The sequence below is a fragment of the Pseudomonas sp. TE3910 genome, from assembly GCF_056279025.1.
In genome coordinates, this window is sequence record NZ_JBWBQN010000001.1 from 2491710 (window position 1) to 2509415 (window position 17706).

Genomic DNA, 17706 nt, shown 5'->3' on the forward strand with positions numbered 1-17706 from the left:
CGTGTCTACCTCAGTTTCAGGGTGGCAAGGCCAATCAGCACCAGAATCACGGTGATAATCCAGAAACGGACGATCACACGCGGCTCGGGCCAACCCTTGAGTTCAAAGTGGTGGTGGATAGGCGCCATGCGGAACACACGACGACCGGTCAATTTAAAGGACGCCACCTGGATGACCACCGACAGGGTCTCCATGACGAAAATGCCGCCCATGATGAACAACACGATCTCCTGGCGGACGATCACGGCAATGGTGCCCAGTGCAGCACCCAGTGCCAGCGCGCCGACATCACCCATGAAGACCTGAGCCGGATAGGTGTTGAACCAGAGGAAACCCAGGCCCGCACCGATCAAGGCGCCACAGAACACGATCAGCTCGCCAGAGCCCGGTACATAAGGAATCAGCAGGTATTCAGCAAACTTCACGTTACCCGACAGGTAGCAGAAGATACCCAAGGCGCCGCCAACCATCACCGTGGGCAGAATGGCCAGGCCATCGAGGCCATCGGTCAGGTTGACCGCGTTACTCGAACCGACGATCACGAAATAGGTCAGCACCACGAAGCCAATGCCCAACGGAATGGTGACATCCTTGAGCATTGGTACGATCAGCGTGGTCTCGACGCTGGTCGGTGCCGTCATGTACAGGAAGATCGCAGCGCCCAGGCCGAACACCGATTGCCAGAAATACTTCCAGCGGCTCGGCAGGCCACGCGAATTCTTTTCAATCACCTTGCGGTAGTCGTCAACCCAACCAATGGCGCCAAACAGCAGCGTGACGATGAGCACGACCCACACATAACGGTTGCTCAGGTCGGCCCAAAGCAGCGTACTGATGGCAATGGCCGACAGGATCAAGGCACCACCCATGGTCGGGGTACCGGACTTGGACAAGTGCGATTGCGGGCCGTCATTACGCACCGCCTGACCGATCTGGCGAATCTGCAGCGTGCGGATCATCCAGGGCCCCAGGCACAGGGCCAGCGACAACGCCGTCAGCACACCCAGAATCCCGCGCAGGGTCAGGTACTGAAAGACCGCGAAGCCTTTGTAGAACTGTTGCAGATACTCGGCCAACAGCAGCAGCATTAATGTTTCTCCCCGCTGGAACCGCACAAGGCCGCCACGACGTTTTCCATCGCAGCGCTGCGCGAACCCTTGATCAAAATGGTGGTATTGCCAGCCTGCTCGCCACGAACGGCTTCGATCAGGTCGGCTTGAGTAGCGAAGTGGCGGGCATTGATGCCAAACGCCTTAACAGCGTGAGCCATCATTGGCCCTACGGCATAGAGTGCCGAAACCTTGTCTTTGGCGTAGTCGCCCACCTGCCGATGCCCTTCCTCGGCCCACTGGCCCAGTTCGCCAATATCCCCGAGCACCAGAACAGTGCGCCCGGAAAAGCCGGCGAGTATATCAACGGCAGCACACATGGAGGTGGGGTTTGCGTTGTAAGTGTCATCGATCACCCGAACGCCATTTGCAGCCATCTGTACCACGGTGCGGCCCTTGACGGGCTGCACGGCATTCAGGCCGGCAACAATACCTTCAAGTGTCAGACCAAAGGCATAGGCGGCAGCGGCGGCAGCCAAGGCATTGCTGACGTTGTGCGTGCCGAGCAGGTTCAACTGCACCCGCGCCGAACCCAGAGGGCTACGCAAGTCGAATGCGGGGCAACCGCGCACATCGCGATCAAGCGCAGTGGCATGGAAATCAGCGGCAGCATTGTTCAGCGCAAAACTGATCACACGGCGATCGCCTGCGCGCTGCTTCCAGGTAGCGAACGCCTTGTCATCAAGGTTGAGGATCGCCACGCCATCCTGATCCAGGCCCTCAAGGATTTCACCTTTGGCTTCAACAATCTTTTCCGGACCGCCAAATTCGCCGACATGAGCCGTACCGGCATTGTTGATCAAGGCGACATGCGGTCGGGTCAGGCCAACGGTGTAGGCGATTTCGCCGATGCGCGAAGCACCCAGCTCAATAACCGCCGCAGTGTGCTCCGATGCCAACTCCAGCAGCGTCAATGGCGCGCCAAGGTCGTTGTTCAGATTGCCACGGGTGGCCAACACCGGCCCACGGGTGCGCAGGATACTGGCGAGCATCTCTTTAACCGTGGTTTTACCGCTAGAGCCGGTAATCGCCGCGACAGGCTTGTCGAACCGGGCACGGTTCAGCGCACCCAGTTGGCCCAGTGCCAGACGACTGTCGGCCACGATCAGCTGTGGCAAATCAGTACCTGGCACTTCACGCTCGACCAACGCCGCCACAGCCCCCTTGGCTGCAACATCGTTCAGGTAGTCGTGCCCATCGAAACGCGGCCCGGTCAGCGCCACGAACAACTGCCCCGGGGTAATTGCACGGCTGTCGATACTGACGCCATTGAACGTGGCATCACTGCCATGCACACGTGCCTGCAATGCTACGGTCAACTCGCTGAGCGACAGTGGCTTAAGCATGAGTAACCTCCCAGGCGCTCAACGCGCGCTCGGCTTCAACCAGATCGGAGAACGCATGCCGCCGGCCATTGATCTCTTGATAATCTTCGTGCCCTTTGCCGGCCAGGACGACGACATCATCGGCCGCCACACTGGCGATCAGTTGGGCGATGGCTTCACCGCGCCCGGCAACGAATTCGACGGCTGTCACGTCATCGAAGCCTGCACGAATGTCCGCAAAAATCTGCTGCGGATCTTCACTGCGCGGGTTGTCGTCAGTGACCAGCACACGATCAGCCAGACGCTCGGCAACCTGCGCCATCAGCGGTCGTTTGCCGCGATCACGGTCACCACCGCACCCGAACAGGCACAACAACTGCCCCTTGGCGTGCGGGCGCAGAGCTTCAAGTACCTTTTCCAAGGCGTCCGGGGTATGAGCGTAATCGACCACCACCAAAGGCCGCTTGCCGCCACCCAGGCGCTGCATGCGCCCAACCGGCCCATCCAGCTCGGGGGTGACCTTGAGAATTTCATCCAGCGGGTAATCCAGCGCCAGCAATGTGCCGACCGCAGCCAGCATATTGCTCAGATTGAAGCGCCCAAGCAGGCGGCTACGCAGGGTACGTTCGCCCTGAGCCGTCACGATCACGGCGCGCACGCCATCATCATCGAAATGAGCTTCGCGGCAATAAAGCGAGGCCTCGGCATCGATCAAGCTGTAGCTGATAAGACGCGCATCACTGGATTCGGCAGCGAGGCGGCGACCAAAGTCGTCGTCCAGGTTGACCACCCGGCACCGCAGGTTCGGCCAGGCAAACAGGCGTGCCTTGGCAGCCTCGTAGTCCTGCATGCTGCCGTGGTAATCCAGATGATCACGCGACAAATTGGTCATCACAGCAATATCGAACGCAAGGGCTGCGACCCGGCCTTGATCCAACGCGTGAGAGGACACTTCCATGGCCACCGCACGGGCGCCCTGGTTTTTCAGATCGTTGAGCGTGGCCTGTACCGCAATAGGGTCAGGCGTCGTCAGGCGGCCACTTTGCAAAGCACCATAAAACCCGGTGCCCAAGGTACCGATCAGACCGCAGTGCTGGCCAAGACGGTCCAACGCCTGAGCCACCAACTGAGTCACACTGGTCTTGCCGTTGGTTCCAGTGACACCCACCAGGTCCAGCAGACGGCTGGGCTCGCCATAGAAACGCCCGGCGATGTCCGACAACTGGGCAGCCAGGCCCTTGACCGGAATCAACGGCACATCCGTGAGCGGCAACACGCTGGCGCCGTCAGCCTCATAGGCAACAGCCGCGGCACCGCGCGCCAGCGCATCGGCAATGTGCTCGCGCCCGTCCACACGCGTCCCCGGCACCGCCAGGAACAGATCGCCAGGACGCACGTTACGACTGTCGAGCGTCAGCTCGCGAATCAATGGATCGCGCGAGGCTTGGGCGAACAGCTTACTCAATGGCATTGTCATTATCCGCGCCCTCCTTTGGCGGGCGCAGCATTGACCTGCTGCGGTGGAATAGGTGCCGGCAGGTTGTCCGGCGGAACGTTCATCAAACGCAGGGTGCCCGACATGACCTTGCTGAACACCGGCGCAGAAACCAGGCCACCGAAGTAACCACCTTTGCTCGGCTCGTCGATGACCACCACGATGGCGTAACGCGGATCACTCATGGGCCCGAAGCCGGCGAACAGGGATCGGTAGGCGTTCTCGGTATAACCTTTGGAACCAATGGTGGCCTTACGGGCCGTACCGCTCTTGCCGCCGACGTGATAGAACGGCACCTGCGCACGGAACACCCCACGCGGCGCTTCGATCACTTGCTGCAGCATGCCTTGAATGGTTTCTGCGGTTTCCTTCGGCACTACCTGGGTTTCTTCAGGTGCCTTGTCGGTCTTGAGAATGCTCAACGGCACCATCTTGCCGTCGTTGGCCAATGCCGCATACGCGTGCACCAACTGCAACGCGGTAACCGACAAACCATAGCCATAAGACAGCGTGGCGGTCTCGGCCTTGCGCCACTCACGGTGGTTCGGCAAGTTACCGACGCGCTCGCCCGGGAACCCCAGGCCGGTGTACTGGCCCAGGCCCAATTGAGCCATGACGCGATAGATCGCCTCGCCGCCAATATCGAAGGCGATCTTGCTCATGCCGACGTTACTGGAGTTGATCAGGATGCCCGTCAGATCGAGGATCGGGCCTTCGGTCTTGGAAACGTCACGAATGGTGTAACGGCCCAGCTGCAAGGTACCGGGATACACCTCGACCTTGTCGGTCGGCTTCCAGCGTCCGCTTTGCAGCGCCGCACTCATCGACAATGGCTTGACGGTGGAGCCTGGCTCGAACACATCGATGATGGCCCGGTTACGCATCGCAGCGGGGAACATGCTGCGACGGTTGTTCGGGTTGTAGGTTGGCTGGTTGACCATTGCCAGGACTTCGCCAGTCTTCACGTCCATGATCACCAGGCTACCGGCCTTGGCTTCCTGCTCGGCAATCGCATTGCGCAGCTCGCGGGTAGCCAGGTACTGCAGACGCAGGTCAATGGACAACGCCAAGGTCTTCCCTGCCTTGGCGTTCTTGGTTACCTGGATGTCCTTGATAAGTCGGCCACGCCGATCCTTGATCACCTGACGTTTTCCCGGGACCCCGGCCAGCCAGTCATCGTAGGCCAGTTCCACACCTTCCCGACCGTGATCATCAAGGTCGGTGAAACCAACCATGTGCGCAGTTACGTCACCGGCCGGATAGAACCGCCTGAACTCCTCGATGCCGTAGACGCCCGGTATTTTCAGGTCGAGCACAACCTGTCCTTGCTCTGGGGTCAGGCCGCGCACCAGATAAATGAACTCTTTGTTGGCCTGCGCCTCAAGACGCTGGCTCAACTGATTGGGGTCCTGCTTGAGGGCAGCCGCCAACACCGGCCAACGGTCCTTGCCCGCTTGCATCTCCTTCGGGTTGGCCCACAGCGTGGTAACCGGCGTACTGACCGCCAGCGGTTCGCCGTTGCGGTCGGTAATCAACCCACGGTGTGCAGGAATGGGAATATGGCGCAGGCTGCGCGCATCGCCCTGCCCCTTGAGGAAGTCACGGTCGACCACCTGCAAATCGACAATTCGCCAGGCAATGGCACCGACCATCACGGCCAGCAGCGCAAGCACCACGCGAAACCGCCACGGATAAAGCGCGCCCTCAAGCTTCATCATGGCACCACCATCCTTACTTCATCGGCGCCAGGAATACGCATTTTCAACTGCTCGCTAGCCAGGCTCTCGATCCGGCTGTGGGCGGTCCAGGTACTTTGTTCAAGGATCAAACGCCCCCACTCGGCCTGCGCCTTGTCGCGCTCGTTCAATTCGCCATAGAGGGTGTTAAGCAGTTGACGATTCCAGTGCGCGCTGTAGGACACGGCGATCGCCGAAATGAGCACACCAATGAACAGCAGCAGCATCAGGAAGCTTCCGCCTGGTAGAGGCTTGGCAAAAAGCTTGCTCACCGCAGCTTCTCCGCAACCCGCATGACCGCGCTACGCGAACGCGGGTTAGCCTTGAGCTCAGCGTCGGAGGCGAACTGCGCCTTGCCGTGCACCTTGATCTTCGGCTCGAAAGGCTTGTGCTGTACAGGCAGGTTGCGCGGCAGGTTATCGGCCTCACCCTTGACCAGTTTGCGCATGAACAGTTTGACGATCCGGTCTTCCAGGGAGTGAAAGCTGATCACTACCAGACGACCGCCAATCTCCAGCATCTCGAGCGCAGCCTCCAGGCCAGCCTCAAGATCGCCCAGCTCGTTATTGACGTGAATGCGCAGCCCCTGGAATGCGCGGGTTGCCGGGTTCTTGCCCTTCTCCCATGCCGGATTGGCTACCTTGAGCACTTCGGCGAGGTCTGCGGTACGGGTAAACGGCTGCACCTGACGACGCTCGACCACGGCACGGGCCATCCGCTTGGCGAAACGCTCCTCGCCGTACTCTTTGAATACCCGGGCAATTTCCTCTTCGGGCGCCGTAGCAATGAATTCTGCAGCACTGATACCCCGCGAAGGGTCCATGCGCATATCCAGAGGGCCATCGTTCAAAAAGCTGAAACCGCGCTCGGGGTCATCCAGCTGAGGCGAGGAAACGCCCAGATCAAGCAGCACGCCACTGACCTTGCCGGCCAGGCCGCGCGCGGAAACCTCTGCACCCAGTTCGGCAAAACTGCGCTGCACAATAACAAAGCGGCCGTCTTCGGCCGCCAGCGCTTGCCCGGTTGCAATCGCTTGAGGATCTTTATCGAAGCCGAGCAGTCGCCCTTGCGGCCCCAAATGCCGAAGGATCAAACGGCTGTGACCGCCACGACCGAACGTGCCGTCCAGGTAGCAGCCATCGGCGCGTATGGCGAGAGCCTCGACGGCTTCGTCAAGCAGCACGGTGATGTGGTTAAAGCCGCTATCTATAGTCACAGGATCAAATCACGTAGTTCATCAGGCATGGCGCCCGGTTGTTGAATGGCCGCCAGGTCTGCTGCAGCAACAGCATTCCAGGCATCCTCGTCCCACAATTGGAATTTGTTCAGTTGCCCCACAAGCATTGCGCGCTTGTCGAGCTTGGCGTACTCACGCAAACGCGGAGGCACCAGGAAGCGCCCACTGCCATCAAGCTCCAGATCAACCGCATTGCCGATCAGCAAACGCTGCAGGCGACGGTTCTCTTCACGCAATGACGGCAAGGCACGCAACTTGGCTTCAATAATTTCCCATTCATCAAGCGGGTAGACACACAAACAGGGGTCAACGGCATCAATTGTCACGATCAATTGCCCGGAACTGCGCGAATCAAGCTCGTCACGGTACCGGCTCGGCATTGCGAGACGGCCCTTGGCGTCGAGGTTGATAGCGTTTGCTCCGCGGAACACGGCTGCGCTTCCCTAATTGTTTGTTTTTTGTGCCTGAAAACCCACTTCATGCCACTTTCTGCCACTTGCGCACACTATAGGAATCCGCCCACCACACCGTCAAGGCACCCTTATAGGGAAAACCCTTACAGATCGGAGATTTAGCGCAACATTGGATAATGAAGAGACTTATCGGAGGGATTTTTGACGATAAATTGCGAGCTCACTCAGACGGATGGAGTGCGAACTTAAAGTAGTTTCTCAAGAGTAAGATTTTTTCGGTATTACCAAAGCGAATCTGCTATCGATTCAAGCAGGGGAGGGAAAAAGGTGGAGAGTCGATCTGTAAGCCGGGTTCTGTCGAGGACAGTCATTCCTCTACGACGGCCATCACTGGACGCCTTTAGCAACCTACCCGGTTCCAACGCGGGCCGCGCCATATGGAACCCTATTTGGTCTTGCTCCGAGTGGGGTTTACCTAGCCACGAACTGTTACCAGACGTGCGGTGCGCTCTTACCGCACCTTTTCACCCTTACCGGTACCGAAGTACTTAGGCGGTTATTTTCTGTGGCACTTTCCGTAGGCTCGCGCCCCCCAGGCATTACCTGGCACTCTGCCCTATGGAGCCCGGACTTTCCTCCCCCCTCTTTTGCAGAACAAAAGAAGGCAGCGACTGTCCAATCGACTCTCCGCCGCGAAGGTTAACGGTTGAAAGGCTCAAGAACAAGCTTAAATAGAAAGAATGGCCAGGTGATATCACTCGCCTTTCTGTTTTTCCAAGGCAACTTGATACAAAACATTCTTGCGTACACCGGTAATTTCCGCAGCCAATGCAGCTGCACGCTTGAGCGGCATTTCTGCAAGCAGCAGATCGAGCACACGCATCGCCTCGGCACTGACGGCTTGCTCATCCTCCGGTGCCACCCAACCGGCAACCAGCACCACGCACTCTCCGCGCTGCTGATTACTGTCGGACTCAACGAAGGCACGCAACTCGGCCAGCGGCAACCCCTTGAGCGTCTCGAACGTTTTGGTCAACTCACGCGCCAGAAGTGCCGGGCGCTCAGCACCAAACACCGACTCCATATCCTGCAGACACTCGAGGATTCGATGCGGCGCTTCGTAGAAGATCAATGTACGCGGCTCCTCCTTGAGCTGGCCCAGGCGCGCCTTGCGCCCGACAGCCTTGGCCGGCAGAAACCCTTCGAAAATGAAACGATCGGACGGCAAGCCCGCGGCGGACAGCGCCGCAATCAAGGCACACGCGCCAGGGACAGGCACCACCGCAATACCCGCTGCGCGCGCCTGCCGGACCAGGTGATAGCCCGGGTCGGAAATCAACGGCGTACCCGCATCGGAAATCAGCGCAACACTGTCGCCGGCCTGCAAACGGGTAATGAAGCGATTACCCTCGTCACGCTCATTGTGCTCATGACACGCCGCCAAGGGTGTGTTGATCCCGAAGTGCTGCAGCAACCGCACCGAGTGCCGCGTGTCCTCGGCCGCGATCAGCGCCACACTGCTCAGAATCTTCAGGGCGCGCGCACTGATGTCATCCAGATTGCCAATCGGCGTGGCCACTACGTACAACGTACCGGCAGTGGAATTGGAAGCACCTGAAACATCGGTCACAGCACACACCCATCATCGAGATCAAAGGCGCCATTGTAGCCCGATCGCCAGCAACAATGCGTAACCAAGACCTGCCTGGAACGAAGCTGAGCGACCTATAGTGAAGGTTTAGCGCCAGCGAGATCGCACCCAAGCAAGCGCTTGGGTACAATTGCAGGTTAATTTGATCGAGTAACAGGACATTTACATGATCGCTAGCCTGCGGCTGCTCTCAGCCCTCTGTCTCGCTGCCCTGCTGGCAGCCTGCGCCAGTTCGCCCTCATCAAGCCTGGGCGAGTTGCCACGCACTCCAGATGCCAGCATCGAGCAACTGCTCGACCAGGCCGCCACCAGCAAGACACCGGAAAAAGCCGCACTGTTGCGCCTGAGCGCGGCAGACTTGGCTCACACGCAAAAAGACAACGCACGTGCCTCGCAGATTCTTGAGCAGGTGCCGCTGGAATCACTCAAGCCTGCACAACAGGTCTTTGCCAGCACCTTGAGCGCCGAACTGGCGATGAGCCGTAATCAGCCCAAAGCTGCACTCAGCGCCCTGAGCCACCCCAGCCTGGCCCGCCTGAGCGAACTGCCGAAGGAGCAACAGGCTCGTACCTACAGCGTGCGCGCCGCCGCCCTTGAGGCCGACGGCCAAACCCTGGCGGCTGCCCAGGAGCGTGTTCAGTTGGCACCATTGCTCGCGGGCAACGCAGCCAACGCCAACCACGAAGCCATCTGGAGCCTGGTTTCCGCCCTGCCGAGCGAGCAACTGCAGAGCGTCAGCATGGGTAGCGACCCCTTGGCCGGTTGGGCCAGCCTGGCGCTGGCCGTGAAAAACGCAGGCACGCTGGAACAGCAACAGGTCGCCATCGAAACCTGGCGCGGCCAACACAGCGAACACCCTGCTGCCCTGCAACTGCCGCTGCCATTGGTAAAACTCAAGCAACTGGCCAGTCAGCCATTGACCAAAATTGCCCTGCTGCTGCCGCAGGAAGGTCAGTTGGCATCGGTAGCCCGCGCCCTGCGTGACGGTTTCATGGCTGCACACCTGCAAGCCCAGCAAGCCGGCCAGCAACCACCTGCAATCCAGGTGTTCGACAGCTCGCGCCTGACATCCCTGGATGACTTCTATCGTCAGGCACAGGCTGCCGGCGTACAACTGGTGATCGGCCCGCTGGAAAAACCACTGGTCAAACAACTGAGCACCCGCAGCCAACTGCCTATCACCACCCTCGCCCTGAACTACAGCGACGTCGGCCAAGGCAACCCACCACAACTGTTCCAGTTCGGCCTGGCCGCCGAAGACGAGGCACGTGAAGTGTCCCGCCGCGCTCATGCCGATGGCATGCGCCGCGCTGCAGCCCTGGTGCCACGCGGCGAATGGGGCGACCGCGTGCTCAAGGCCTTCCGTCAGGACTGGGAAGCCAAAGGCGGCACCCTGATCGCAGCCGAGCATATCGACCAGCCTGTGGCACTCGCCCAGCAAATCGCCGAACTGTTCCAACTGCGCCAAAGCGAAGGCCGCGCGAAGAGCCTGCAGAGCACGGTAGGCGGTAACGTTTCGGCACAGCCGTCACGCCGCCAGGACATCGACTTCATCTTCCTCGCTGCCACCCCGCAGCAGGCCCAGCAAATCAAGCCGACCCTGAACTTCCAGTACGCCGGCGACGTACCCGTGTACGCAACCTCGCACCTGTACAGCGCCTCAGGCGACGTCAACCAGTACAACGACATGAACGGCATTCGCTTCTGCGAAACCCCATGGCTGCTCGATACCGGCAATTCGCTGCGTCAACAGGTCGTTCGCCAATGGCCACAAGCCGGCGGCAGCCTGGGTCGCCTTTATGCCATGGGTATTGATGCGTACAGCCTCGCGCCGCGCCTGAGCCAGCTCAAGGCACTGCCAGACACCCGTATCGAAGGCTTCTCCGGCAGCCTGAGCATGGGCCAGAGCCAGCGCATCGAACGCCAACTGCCCTGGGCGGAGTTCTCCGCCGGCCAGGTCAAACGCTTGCCCGATACACCACGCTAATGCCCGACAGTTCGCGCCAGAAGGCCGGCCAAGCCGCCGAACAGCAGGCCTTGCAGTACCTTCAGGGACAAGGTCTGCACCTGCTGGCGCAGAACTGGCGATGCAAACGCGGCGAGCTTGATCTGGTCATGCTCGACAGCGATACAGTAGTATTCGTCGAAGTTCGTTACCGGCTGCACGCAAGCTTCGGCGGCGCACTCGGCAGTATCGATGCCCGCAAGCAGGAAAAACTGGCGCTGGCCGCCGAACATTTTCTGCAACAGGAAGCACGATGGGCCAGGCACCCTTGCCGATTCGATGTCATTGCCCTGCAAGGTCGCGGCCATGCAGGGCAAGCACTCGAATGGCTGAAAAATGCCTTCGAATGCTAAGCCAGCGCCTGGCAATGCATCGTTTACCCACCGAACTCAATTTGCTCTTTGCTTCACGGGCTGCACAGTCATGTGCCGGGGTATCCGGCTTCCCGACGCGCCCGGCCAGCCGCCCCACTTAAGGTCACACTGATGGACATGCAATCCCGAATTCGCCAGCTTTTCCAGGCCAGCATCAACACCAAGCAACAGGCGATGGACGTCCTTGCACCTCACATCGAGCAAGCCAGCCAGGTGATGGTCAATGCCCTGCTCAATGAGGGCAAGATGCTCGCATGCGGCAACGGTGGGTCGGCCGGCGACGCCCAGCACTTTTCCTCGGAACTGCTGAACCGCTTCGAACGTGAACGCCCAAGCCTGCCAGCGATCGCCCTGACGACCGACAGCTCGACCATCACCTCGATCGCAAACGATTACAGCTACAACGAGGTGTTCTCCAAGCAGATCCGTGCCCTTGGCCAACCCGGCGATGTGCTGCTGGCAATTTCGACCAGCGGCAACTCGGCAAACATTATTCAAGCGATCCAGGCCGCACATGATCGCGAAATGATTGTCGTAGCTCTGACTGGGCGCGACGGGGGCGGCATGGCTTCGTTGTTGCTGCCAGAGGACGTCGAGATTCGTGTCCCGGCAGACGTCACCGCACGCATCCAGGAAGTCCACCTGCTGGCGATCCACTGTCTCTGCGATCTGATCGACAGCCAATTGTTTGGGAGTGAAGAATGACCGCAAAACGCCTGGGCCTGATGGCCCTGACCTTGTGCCTCGGCCTGAATGCCGGTTGCAGCTCGGTAATTAGCGCAAGCCGCGAAGCCCCGATCGAGGATGATCGCGGCACGCGCACACTCGGTAGCAAGATTGACGACTCACTGATCGAAACCAAGGTGGCGGTGAACGTCGCCAAGGCCAGTCCCGACCTGGACAAGAATTCGCACATTGTCGTAAGCAGCTACAACGGTATCGTGCTGCTGGCGGGCCAGACCCCCCGCGCCGACCTCAAGAGCCTCGCCGAACAGGCCGCAAGCCAGGTTCAACGCGTCAAGAAGGTGCATAACGAACTGCAGGTCATCCAGCCCTCTTCGCTGCTCGCCCGCAACAATGACACCTGGCTGACCACCAAGATCAAAACCCAGATGCTGGCCGATGCCAACATACCCGGTTCGCGCATCAAGGTGATCACCGAGAACGGTATCGTCTACCTACTCGGCCTCATGACCCAGCAAGAGGCCGCACGCGCAACCAGTCTGGTTCAGGGTGTGTCCGGGGTACAGAAGATCGTCAAGCTGTTCGAGTACATCGACTGATCCACAGCCTGACGCACCATCGACTGCCCGGACTCCGGGCATCGCGCACAAAAAAGGCGATCCACCTGGATCGCCTTTTTTGTTACTTGACCACTTTCAAGCTAGGCCGGCCACTTGGGCGCGGCGGTGGATTGTCGGTGTCATCGCCCGATTCATCCTCCCCCTCAAGCTCGTCGTCGTCCACCAGAGGCGGCTCAAGCTCGAACACCATACCCTGACCATTCTCTCGAGCGTAAATGCCCAGAATCGCACCTGTGGGCACGTAGAGGGTATGCGCAACGCCACCAAAGCGACCCTCGAAGCTCACGGCCTCGTTATCCATGTGCAAATGACGCACGGCACTGGGCGAAATGTTCAAGACGATCTGACCATCACTGGCAAAGCCTTGCGGCACCTGTACCGCCGGGTACTCGGCATTGACCAGCATATGCGGCGTGCAATCGTTGTCCACGATCCACTCATACAACGCACGCACCAAATAAGGGCGACTGGAGTTCATAAACGGCTCCTTAAAACCTAACGCATTTCACGTTCAGCAGCGGACAGGCTCGCCTGGAAAGCTTCACGAGCGAACTGGCGCTCCATGTAGTCCAGCAACGGTTTTGCCGGCCGCGGCAATTCAATACCCAACACCGGCAAACGCCAGAGTATGGGCAGTAGACAACAGTCGACCAGACTTTGCTCCTCGCTCAAGAAACAAGGTTTTTCAGCAAACAGCGGAGAAACGCCGGTAAGGCTCTCTCGCAGCTCTTTGCGCGCCTGAGCGCGCGCGCTGTCCTTGCTGCGCGGATCAAGAATCAGATCAACCAACCCACACCAGTCGCGCTGGATGCGGTGTATCAGCAACCGGCTGTTGGCTCGGGCTACCGGATACACCGGCAGCAAGGGCGGGTGCGGATAACGCTCGTCGAGGTACTCCATCACCACGGTCGACTCAAACAACGCCAGATCGCGATCAACCAGTGTCGGCAGACTGCCGTAAGGGTTCACTTCAATCAGCTTTGCCGGCTGCTGACCAGCAGGCACATCAATGATCTGGACACTGACCCCCTTCTCGGCGAGAACAAGGCGTACCCGATGAGAATAGTGGTCAGCGGGGTCGGAGTAGCAGGCTAACCGGTTGGTCACGCCCATGGTGATCCTCCTCGCGAATGTAATTATGAATGGTACAAATGCAAACGCGCCCTGCGGACACCCCTGCGTTGCAGAGGCGCCCCAGGGCGCGTTCAACTACCAGAAACTACTGCGTGATCAGTGCACGTCCTTCCAGTATTCGCGCTTGAGCAGGTAAGCGAATACGAAGAAGAAGGCCAGGTACAGCAGCACGTAAGTACCGATGCGCTGGCTTTCCAGTTTGACCGGGTTGGCCGAGTACGCCAGGAAGGTCACCAGGTTCTTGACCTTCTCGTCGAACTGCTCTTCGTTCAGGGTACCGGATTTCGGCACGATGGTCAGCTGGTCACACGCCTCATGGGTCAACGGCGTACCGGTCAGCGGGTCGAATTGCTTCTTGCCGTCAGTGACGATCTGGACCTGCTTGCAACCGATGACCTGCCGACCCTGCAACCCTACCAGCACGTTAGGCATGCCCACGTTAGGGAACACGGTGTTGTTCACACCCCAAGGACGCGCCTTGTCCTCATAGAAGCCATGCAGGTAGCTGTAGAGCCAGTCAGTACCACGCACCCGGGCAACCAGGGTCAGGTCAGGCGGCGCGGCGCCAAACCAGGCCTTGGCATCGTTGGGCTGCATGCCGACTTTCATGTGATCGCCGATCTTGGCACCGGTGAACACCAGCTTCTCGAGCATCAGCTCATGCGGGATACCGAGGTCATCGGCAACGCGCTCGTAACGCTGGAACTTGGCGCCGTGGCAACCCATGCAATAGTTTGCAAAGGTGCGCGCACCGTCCTGCAGAGCGGCCTTGTCAGTCAGATCGATATCAACCTTCTGCAGCTCGACGGTTTCACCACCGGCAGCAAAGGTCAACGAAGGCATCACTGCCAGAATCAATACTGCAAATAGCTTTTTCATCAGCCAGTCACCCTTTCCGGAACCGGTTTGGTCTTCTCGAGCCTGGTATAGAACGGCATCAGAATGAAGTAGGCGAAGTACAGGAAGGTACATACCTGCGACAGTAAGGTACGACCCGGAGTCGGCGCCAGAACACCCAGCACGCCCAGGATCACGAACGAAATGCAGAACACCACCAGCCAGATCTTGCTCAGCCAGCCTTTGTAGCGCATCGATTTGACCGGGCTACGGTCAAGCCAAGGCAGCACGAACAGCACGGCAATGGCGGCACCCATGGCTACGACACCAAGCAGCTTGTCAGGGACGGCACGCAGAATCGCGTAGAACGGCGTGAAGTACCATACAGGCGCAATGTGCGCAGGTGTCTTGAAGGCGTTCGCCTGCTCGAAGTTCGGCTTCTCGAGGAAGTAACCGCCCATTTCCGGGAAGAAGAACACGATCAGACAGAAGACGAACAGGAAGACCACGACACCGACGATATCCTTGACGGTGTAGTACGGATGGAAAGGAATGCCGTCGAGCGGAACACCGTTCTCATCTTTCAGCTTCTTGATGTCGACACCATCCGGGTTGTTCGAACCTACTTCGTGCAGCGCCAGAATGTGCAGCACTACCAGACCCAGAATCACGATTGGCAGGGCAATCACGTGCAAGGCGAAGAAGCGGTTCAGGGTAATACCGGAGATCAGGTAGTCACCACGAATCCATTGGGTGAGGTCATCACCGATGACCGGGATCGCACCGAACAGCGAGATGATCACCTGGGCACCCCAGTAGGACATCTGGCCCCACGGCAGCAGGTAACCCATGAAGGCCTCGGCCATCAGCGCCAGGTAGATCAGCATACCGAAGATCCACACCAGCTCACGCGGCTTCTGGTAAGAGCCGTAGAGCAAACCGCGGAACATGTGCAGATAGACAACGACGAAAAACGCCGATGCACCGGTAGAGTGCAGGTAACGCAGCACCCAGCCGTATTCAACGTCACGCATGATGTATTCGACGGAGGCGAAGGCCTCTTCCGCCGACGGCGTGAAGCTCATGGTCAGCCAGACGCCCGTGACGATCTGGTTAACCAGCACCAGCAGCGCCAGGGAGCCAAAGAAATAGAAGAAGTTGAAATTCTTCGGTGCGTAGTACTTGCTGAGATGGTCTTCCCACATCTTGGTCGCGGGGAAGCGCGCATCAACCCAATCCATGAACTTACTCATCACGCTTTCTCCTGATCGACACCGACGACAATGATGTCGTCCGACTCATAAGAGTACGGCGGCACCGGCAGATTGAGCGGCGCTGGCTGAGACTTGTAGACCCGACCCGCCAAATCGTAGTGGGAGCCGTGGCAAGGGCAGAAATAGCCACCCACCCACTTCGGCCCCAGATCGACCGGCGCCACTTCTGGGCGGAACGTCGGGGAGCAACCCAAATGCGTGCAAAGGCCAACCAGCACAAGAATTTCAGGCTTGATCGAACGATTCGACGGATCGACGTAAGCCGGCTGAACCGATGCCTTGGATTCAGGGTCAGAGAGGTCGCCGGCAATCTTTTTCAGGTTGCCCAGAATTTCTTCTGTACGGCGAACGACGAACACGGGCTGGCCGCGCCACTCAGCGATTAGCTGCTGACCTGGCTCGATCTTGGCGATATTGACTTTCACCGGTGCACCTGCGGCTTTCGCCTTGGCACTGGGGAACCATGACCCCACGAACGGGACCGCAGCCCCCACCGCTCCAGCAGCACCTACCACAGACGTGGCTGCTACTAGGAAGCGACGCCGGCCTGCATTGACGCCGTCATTGCTCATTCAGTCCTCTCCCATCAGCTTTGTGGCCTGTTGCAACAGGCATCTACTAAATAATTTCTGAACTGCGTAAAAATTTGCCGAATGGTAATTAAAAGACCCTGCTCTGACAAGGTGATTAGCCCGGCCAAAACCTTGGACCCCTTGCAGTGCTTGACTTGCATCTATGCGGCAAGTTGTCACACCAAAGTCCGACTCATGTATTCAAGACATAAAAAAAGCCCAGTTCCACCTGGAACTGGGCTTTTTTTGAATACTGTAGCGAATTAACGCTTCGAGTATTGCGGACGCTTACGTGCTTTACGCAGACCCACTTTCTTACGCTCGACTTCACGAGCATCGCGGGTGACGTAGCCAGCGCGACGCAGAGCGCTACGCAGGGTTTCGTCGTAGTCCATCAGAGCGCGAGTGATACCGTGACGGATAGCACCGGCTTGACCGCTGACACCACCACCGATAACGGTGACGTAGATGTCGAACTTCTCGGTGGTTTCAGTCAGTTCCAGCGGCTGGCGAACGACCATGCGCGCGGTTTCACGACCGAAGAACGTCTCGAGAGAACGGTTGTTGATGGAGATGTTGCCAGTGCCCGGACGCAGGAAAACGCGAGCGGTTGCGGTCTTGCGACGGCCAGTGCCGTAATTTTGAGTCGCCGACATAATGAACTATTCCGTTAAATCTTCAGTTCTTGGGGCTGCTGAGCAGTATGAGGGTGAGTAGCGCCCGCATAGACTTTCAGCTTACGGTACATGTCGCGACCCAGTGGGTTCTTAGGCAGCATGCCTTTAACCGCGGTCTCGATCACGCGCTCTGGGGCCTTGGCGATCAACTTCTCGAAGTTGATTTCCTTGATACCGCCCGGGAAGCCGGAGTGGGAGTAGTACATTTTGTCCGAAGTTTTGGCGCCAGTCACACGCACCTGCTCGGCATTGATAACGACGATGTAGTCGCCGGTGTCAACGTGAGGGGTGTATTCTGGTTTGTGCTTGCCACGCAGACGGCTAGCGATTTCGGTAGCCAGACGACCCAGGGTCTGACCAGCGGCGTCAACTACGAACCAGTCGCGCTTTACTGTTTCCGGTTTAGCAGTAAAAGTTTTCATTCTTTATAGCCTCAGAGGCCGCCCAGCGAAAATAAGACGGCAGATCTTACTGGATAGTGCGCACCTTGACAAGTCAAGGACACAGCCGCACACGGACGCTATCGGGGGCTCGGGTCAGCGCGTCCAATATTCGGCAGGGTT

The 17706-nt window shown here is 58.8% G+C and carries 19 protein-coding genes and 1 other RNA gene; 4 read left to right on the forward strand and 16 right to left on the reverse strand.

The features are described 5' to 3' along the window. Nucleotides 1-5: 5 nt before the first annotated feature. From mraY to rsmI, 9 genes are all read right to left on the reverse strand, one after another. Complete coding sequence (gene mraY, locus ACZ9H3_RS11280) at nt 6-1088, reverse strand: phospho-N-acetylmuramoyl-pentapeptide-transferase (RefSeq protein ID WP_065758912.1); 1083 nt, start codon at nt 1086-1088, stop codon at nt 6-8. Then, nucleotides 1088-2455 (reverse strand): UDP-N-acetylmuramoyl-tripeptide--D-alanyl-D-alanine ligase, encoded by a 1368-nt coding sequence (locus ACZ9H3_RS11285; protein WP_102052800.1) that lies wholly within the window; start codon nt 2453-2455, stop codon nt 1088-1090. Before ACZ9H3_RS11285 ends, mraY begins: the two co-directional genes overlap by 1 nt. Beyond that, nucleotides 2448-3911, reverse strand: coding sequence for a UDP-N-acetylmuramoyl-L-alanyl-D-glutamate--2,6-diaminopimelate ligase (locus ACZ9H3_RS11290; protein WP_476220789.1), 1464 nt, complete (start codon nt 3909-3911; stop codon nt 2448-2450). The genes ACZ9H3_RS11285 and ACZ9H3_RS11290 overlap by 8 nt, the downstream gene beginning before the upstream one ends. Further along, nucleotides 3911-5644 (reverse strand): peptidoglycan D,D-transpeptidase FtsI family protein, encoded by a 1734-nt coding sequence (locus ACZ9H3_RS11295; RefSeq protein ID WP_177442449.1) that lies wholly within the window; start codon nt 5642-5644, stop codon nt 3911-3913. Before ACZ9H3_RS11295 ends, ACZ9H3_RS11290 begins: the two co-directional genes overlap by 1 nt. Further along, nucleotides 5644-5937 carry a cell division protein FtsL gene (gene ftsL, locus ACZ9H3_RS11300; protein ID WP_099775725.1) on the reverse strand — a complete coding sequence of 98 codons (294 nt, stop codon included), beginning with the start codon at nt 5935-5937 and terminating at the stop codon, nt 5644-5646. Before ftsL ends, ACZ9H3_RS11295 begins: the two co-directional genes overlap by 1 nt. After that, nucleotides 5934-6881, reverse strand: a complete 948-nt coding sequence (gene rsmH / locus ACZ9H3_RS11305; protein ID WP_065758907.1) for a 16S rRNA (cytosine(1402)-N(4))-methyltransferase RsmH — start codon at nt 6879-6881, stop codon at nt 5934-5936. Before rsmH ends, ftsL begins: the two co-directional genes overlap by 4 nt. After that, nucleotides 6878-7333: a division/cell wall cluster transcriptional repressor MraZ gene (gene mraZ / locus ACZ9H3_RS11310; protein ID WP_065758906.1), complete on the reverse strand. Its 456-nt coding sequence runs from the start codon at nt 7331-7333 to the stop codon at nt 6878-6880. The genes rsmH and mraZ overlap by 4 nt, the downstream gene beginning before the upstream one ends. A 309-nt stretch (nt 7334-7642) precedes the next feature. Further along, nucleotides 7643-8002, reverse strand: an RNA gene (gene rnpB / locus ACZ9H3_RS11315) — RNase P RNA component class A. A 67-nt stretch (nt 8003-8069) separates the two neighbouring features. After that, the gene (gene rsmI, locus ACZ9H3_RS11320; RefSeq protein WP_177442421.1) at nt 8070-8945 is read right to left on the reverse strand and encodes a 16S rRNA (cytidine(1402)-2'-O)-methyltransferase; all 876 of its coding nucleotides are present in this window, start codon (nt 8943-8945) and stop codon (nt 8070-8072) included. Between the two features lie 187 nt (nt 8946-9132). On the opposite strand from rsmI, the gene ACZ9H3_RS11325 reads away from it, so the two are divergent. The 4 genes from ACZ9H3_RS11325 to ACZ9H3_RS11340 all read left to right on the forward strand — a co-directional run bounded on the left by ACZ9H3_RS11325 (nt 9133) and on the right by ACZ9H3_RS11340 (nt 12628). After that, complete coding sequence (locus ACZ9H3_RS11325) at nt 9133-10953, forward strand: penicillin-binding protein activator (RefSeq protein ID WP_476220793.1); 1821 nt, start codon at nt 9133-9135, stop codon at nt 10951-10953. Next, the gene (locus tag ACZ9H3_RS11330) at nt 10953-11324 is read left to right on the forward strand and encodes a YraN family protein (RefSeq protein ID WP_065758903.1); all 372 of its coding nucleotides are present in this window, start codon (nt 10953-10955) and stop codon (nt 11322-11324) included. The genes ACZ9H3_RS11325 and ACZ9H3_RS11330 overlap by 1 nt, the downstream gene beginning before the upstream one ends. Before the next feature lie 132 nt (nt 11325-11456). Next, the gene (locus ACZ9H3_RS11335; protein ID WP_065758902.1) at nt 11457-12050 is read left to right on the forward strand and encodes a phosphoheptose isomerase; all 594 of its coding nucleotides are present in this window, start codon (nt 11457-11459) and stop codon (nt 12048-12050) included. After that, complete coding sequence (locus ACZ9H3_RS11340) at nt 12047-12628, forward strand: BON domain-containing protein (protein ID WP_065758901.1); 582 nt, start codon at nt 12047-12049, stop codon at nt 12626-12628. The genes ACZ9H3_RS11335 and ACZ9H3_RS11340 overlap by 4 nt, the downstream gene beginning before the upstream one ends. 82 nt (nt 12629-12710) lie before the next feature. Here ACZ9H3_RS11340 and ACZ9H3_RS11345 read toward each other — a convergent pair whose 3' ends face one another. The 7 genes from ACZ9H3_RS11345 to rplM form a co-directional block, all read right to left on the reverse strand. Then, on the reverse strand, nt 12711-13127 hold the full coding sequence (locus ACZ9H3_RS11345; protein WP_065761947.1) for a ClpXP protease specificity-enhancing factor: 417 nt from the start codon (nt 13125-13127) through the stop codon (nt 12711-12713). A 17-nt stretch (nt 13128-13144) separates the two neighbouring features. After that, a complete protein-coding gene (locus ACZ9H3_RS11350; RefSeq protein ID WP_065761948.1) occupies nt 13145-13762 on the reverse strand; it encodes a glutathione S-transferase N-terminal domain-containing protein in 618 nt (205 codons plus the stop codon). Nucleotides 13763-13879: 117 nt separating this feature from the next. Then, nucleotides 13880-14662, reverse strand: a complete 783-nt coding sequence (locus ACZ9H3_RS11355) for a cytochrome c1 (protein WP_065761949.1) — start codon at nt 14660-14662, stop codon at nt 13880-13882. Beyond that, nucleotides 14662-15873 (reverse strand): cytochrome b, encoded by a 1212-nt coding sequence (locus tag ACZ9H3_RS11360; protein WP_065761950.1) that lies wholly within the window; start codon nt 15871-15873, stop codon nt 14662-14664. Before ACZ9H3_RS11360 ends, ACZ9H3_RS11355 begins: the two co-directional genes overlap by 1 nt. Further along, on the reverse strand, nt 15873-16466 hold the full coding sequence (gene petA / locus ACZ9H3_RS11365) for a ubiquinol-cytochrome c reductase iron-sulfur subunit (protein ID WP_065761951.1): 594 nt from the start codon (nt 16464-16466) through the stop codon (nt 15873-15875). The genes ACZ9H3_RS11360 and petA overlap by 1 nt, the downstream gene beginning before the upstream one ends. 263 nt (nt 16467-16729) lie before the next feature. Continuing rightward, the gene (gene rpsI, locus ACZ9H3_RS11370; protein ID WP_065761287.1) at nt 16730-17122 is read right to left on the reverse strand and encodes a 30S ribosomal protein S9; all 393 of its coding nucleotides are present in this window, start codon (nt 17120-17122) and stop codon (nt 16730-16732) included. 14 nt (nt 17123-17136) lie between these two features. Continuing rightward, entirely contained in the window at nt 17137-17565 is a 429-nt protein-coding gene (gene rplM / locus ACZ9H3_RS11375) for a 50S ribosomal protein L13 (RefSeq protein ID WP_009404632.1), read from the reverse strand. Nucleotides 17566-17706: the final 141 nt, after the last annotated feature.

Excerpts from the sequence above, each read along its gene's own strand:
- mraY (WP_065758912.1), bottom strand. The coding sequence starts at position 1,088 with ATGCTGCTGCTGTTGGCCGAGTATCTGCAACAGTTCTACAAAGGCTTC.
- ACZ9H3_RS11285 (WP_102052800.1), bottom strand. The coding sequence starts at position 2,455 with ATGCTTAAGCCACTGTCGCTCAGCGAGTTGACCGTAGCATTGCAGGCA.
- ACZ9H3_RS11290 (WP_476220789.1), bottom strand. The coding sequence starts at position 3,911 with ATGACAATGCCATTGAGTAAGCTGTTCGCCCAAGCCTCGCGCGATCCA.
- ACZ9H3_RS11295 (WP_177442449.1), bottom strand. The coding sequence starts at position 5,644 with ATGAAGCTTGAGGGCGCGCTTTATCCGTGGCGGTTTCGCGTGGTGCTT.
- ACZ9H3_RS11325 (WP_476220793.1), top strand. The coding sequence starts at position 9,133 with ATGATCGCTAGCCTGCGGCTGCTCTCAGCCCTCTGTCTCGCTGCCCTG.
- ACZ9H3_RS11330 (WP_065758903.1), top strand. The coding sequence starts at position 10,953 with ATGCCCGACAGTTCGCGCCAGAAGGCCGGCCAAGCCGCCGAACAGCAG.
- ACZ9H3_RS11335 (WP_065758902.1), top strand. The coding sequence starts at position 11,457 with ATGGACATGCAATCCCGAATTCGCCAGCTTTTCCAGGCCAGCATCAAC.
- ACZ9H3_RS11340 (WP_065758901.1), top strand. The coding sequence starts at position 12,047 with ATGACCGCAAAACGCCTGGGCCTGATGGCCCTGACCTTGTGCCTCGGC.
- ACZ9H3_RS11345 (WP_065761947.1), bottom strand. The coding sequence starts at position 13,127 with ATGAACTCCAGTCGCCCTTATTTGGTGCGTGCGTTGTATGAGTGGATC.
- ACZ9H3_RS11350 (WP_065761948.1), bottom strand. The coding sequence starts at position 13,762 with ATGGGCGTGACCAACCGGTTAGCCTGCTACTCCGACCCCGCTGACCAC.
- ACZ9H3_RS11355 (WP_065761949.1), bottom strand. The coding sequence starts at position 14,662 with ATGAAAAAGCTATTTGCAGTATTGATTCTGGCAGTGATGCCTTCGTTG.
- ACZ9H3_RS11360 (WP_065761950.1), bottom strand. The coding sequence starts at position 15,873 with ATGAGTAAGTTCATGGATTGGGTTGATGCGCGCTTCCCCGCGACCAAG.
- petA (WP_065761951.1), bottom strand. The coding sequence starts at position 16,466 with ATGAGCAATGACGGCGTCAATGCAGGCCGGCGTCGCTTCCTAGTAGCA.
- rpsI (WP_065761287.1), bottom strand. The coding sequence starts at position 17,122 with ATGTCGGCGACTCAAAATTACGGCACTGGCCGTCGCAAGACCGCAACC.
- rplM (WP_009404632.1), bottom strand. The coding sequence starts at position 17,565 with ATGAAAACTTTTACTGCTAAACCGGAAACAGTAAAGCGCGACTGGTTC.